Source organism: Streptomyces sp. NPDC007095 (assembly GCF_040634475.1).
In the GTDB taxonomy this organism is placed as follows: Bacteria; Actinomycetota; Actinomycetes; order Streptomycetales; family Streptomycetaceae; genus Streptomyces.
Window position 1 is genome coordinate 1 of record NZ_JBEYFS010000462.1, and the last position, 3,171, is coordinate 3,171.

Sequence of the window (3,171 nt, forward strand, 5' to 3'; positions counted from 1 at the left end):
GCTGCCCGGTGAGCGGGAGCAGCTCCTCACCGAGTGGAACGGGACGGGGCTCGAGGTTCCGGCCCGGACCATGCCGGAACTTTTCGAGGAGCAGGCCGCTGCCACGCCTGATGCTCCTGCGGTTGTTTTCGGCGAGGAAAATCTCACCTACCGTGAACTCAACGCACAGGCCAATCGTTTCGCACGCCTGCTCGTCTCGCGTGGAATAGGTGCGGAAGACGTCGTTGCTCTCGCCCTACCGCGCTCGCTGCAGCTGGTCACCGCGATACTGGCTGTCTTCAAGGCCGGCGCTGCCTACTTGCCCATCGATATCGAATATCCCCCTGCCCGCATCACCCATATAGTCGACGACGCCCAGCCCGCACTCCTCGTCACCTCGAACGAAGTAGCCGATCGGCTTCCGGAGCGGGCGCGGGAGGTGTCGCGCCTGGTGCTGGACGTCGGGTGGGCGGGTGACATGGAGTCTTACGCGCCGGATGATCTGCGGGACCGTGACCGCCGTGCTGCCGTGAAGGTGCAGCATCCTGCGTATGTCATCTACACGTCGGGATCCACGGGTGTCCCCAAGGGTGTGGTCGTCAGCCACACAGGTGTGGCAAGTCTGGTCGCGGCGCAGTGCGAGCGTTTTGGTGTCGGCGCGGACAGCCGGGTCCTGCAGTTCGCCTCTCCCAGCTTCGATGCGTCGTTCTCCGAACTGTGCCTGGGACTTCTGTCCGGTGGGACGCTGGTGCTGGCACGGTCGGAGGAGCTGTTGCCCGGCCCGTCGCTGGTCGCGTTGATGGAGCGGCATGGTGTCACGCATGTGACGCTGCCGCCGTCGGCGGTGGCGGCGTTGCAGAGCGTGGGCGGGATCCCGGCGGGGGTCACTGTGACGGTGGCCGGTGAGGCTTGCCCGCCCGAGCTTGTCGATGCGTACGCGCCAGGCAGGCGCATGATCAATGCGTATGGGCCGACTGAGGTCACGGTCTGCGCCACCATGAGTCGGCCGCTGACGGCCGGGTCCGCACTCAGGCCTCCCATCGGAACCTCGATCGCCAATACGTGTGTCTATGTTCTGGACGCCACCTTGCGCCCGGCTCCGGTCGGCACACCCGGAGAGCTCTACATCGGCGGCCCCGGGCTCGCCCGTGGATATCTCGGCCGGCCCGGGCTCACCGCACAGCGGTTCGTCGCCAACTCCTACGGAGAACCCGGCTCCCGCCTCTACCGCACCGGTGACGTCGCCCGGTGGCGTTCCGACGGGAACCTCGAATACCTCGGCCGCGCGGACGAGCAGGTGAAGCTGCGCGGATACCGTATCGAACTGGGTGAGGTCGAGGGCGTCCTCACCCAGCATCCGCACATCGACCAGGCCGTGGTCACCCTCCGCGAGGACCACCCGGGGGACCAGCGGCTCATCGCCTACCTCGTCACCAACACCACCCAGGCCGACGATCCCACCACTCGCAGCCAACTCGACGGCGATCACGTCGAGGAATGGCGACAGCTCTACGAAACGGCGACGGGAGCCGACCGGGGTCGTGTGCTGGGTGAGGATTTCAGTGGCTGGAACAGCAGTTATGACGGGCTTCCCATTCCTGAGGAGCAGATGCGGGAATGGCGCGACACGACGGTGGAGCGGATCAGGTCGCTCAAGCCGCGGCGGGTACTGGAAATCGGCGCGGGTGCGGGGCTTTATCTCGCTCCGCTCGCCCCGGGATGCGAGTCCTACTGGGCCACGGACCTTTCCGCGTCGGTGATCGACAGTCTGGCCGGGCAGATTGCCGCACAGCCCGCCCTGGCGGAACATGTCGTACTGCGTGCCCAGCCCGCGCACGACACCGATGGTCTGCCCGAGGGATACTTCGACACTGTCATCCTCAACTCCGTCATTCAGTACTTCCCGAGCGTCGACTACCTGCTCGAGGTACTGACTCGCGTCATGGGTCTCCTGGCACCCGGCGGTACTGTTTTCGTCGGCGACGTACGCAACGCGCGTCTGCACAGCACTTTCACCAGCGCGGTCCAGGCCCACCGCGCAGCTCCGGCCGGCGACTTGCTCGCCCTCAGCCGGGCAATCGACAATGCACTCCGCGCAGAGAAGGAGCTCCTTGTCGACCCGGAGTTCTTCCCTGCTCTGAGCGAACACATCAAAGAGCTTTCCCATGTTGACATCGAGCTCAAACGGGGCGCACACCACAACGAGCTCACCTGCTACCGCTACGACGTCGTCCTGCGAAAGCTCCCGATCCCGGATGCTCTCGAAACCCCCGAGGACACTGTTCCGTCAGTGAACTGGCAGCACACGTTCGGGACCCTGGACGCGCTTGCCCATCACCTGGCGACCCAACATCCCCGCCGGCTCCGCATCACCGGCATACCCAACCAGCGCCTCAGCCGCGACACAGCCCTGGCAGCCGCACTGCGGCAAGCCGACTCCCGAACCCCAACGACCCACACCGGAGCCGATCCGGAAGCCCTCTACCAGGTCGGGGACGACTACGGCTACCGGACTGCTGTCACCTGGTCGTCCGTCGATTCCACCGCCGTAGACCTCGTCCTCACTCATCCCGCCGCGTCCCTCCCGCCCCAGGCCTACATTCCCGCGGCTGCTCCCGGAACCCCCCTCACCAGCTGGGCGAATACCCCCACAAGGGCGCGCGCGGACGAACAGCTCCCGCGTATCGCACGCAGTCACGCGCGCGAGCACCTGCCGGAATACATGGTCCCGGCGGCGTTCGTTCTGCTCGATCACCTTCCGCTGACACCTAACGGGAAAATAGACCGGCGGGCACTGCCCGCACCGGAGTGGGCGACCACGGAGATGAGCCGTCGTGCGCGGACTCCGCAGGAGCAGCACCTTGCCGGCCTGTTCGGGGAACTGCTCGGGGTCGAGTCCGTCGGTATCGATGACGACTTCTTCGAGCTGGGCGGTCACTCGCTGCTGGCCACGCGCCTGATGGCCCGTGTCCGCACGACCATGAACGTCGATCTCGATCTGCGTACCGTCTTTCAGAACCCCACGGTCGCAGGACTCATTACACAGATGGGCGGGGGAGAACGGGCGGCGCGGCTGGCGTTGGCTGCGCGGCCGCGTCCGGTTGTGGTGCCGTTGTCGTTTGCTCAGCGTCGTTTGTGGTTTCTGTATCAGGTTGAGGGTCGGACGGGGACGTACAACATTCCGTTTGGTCT

The 3,171-nt window shown here is 65.9% G+C and carries 1 protein-coding gene; it reads left to right on the forward strand.

From position 1 onward, the window contains the following. A partial coding sequence (locus ABZ656_RS57275; RefSeq protein ID WP_360280582.1) for an amino acid adenylation domain-containing protein occupies positions 1-3,171 on the forward strand: 3,171 nt, incomplete at both ends.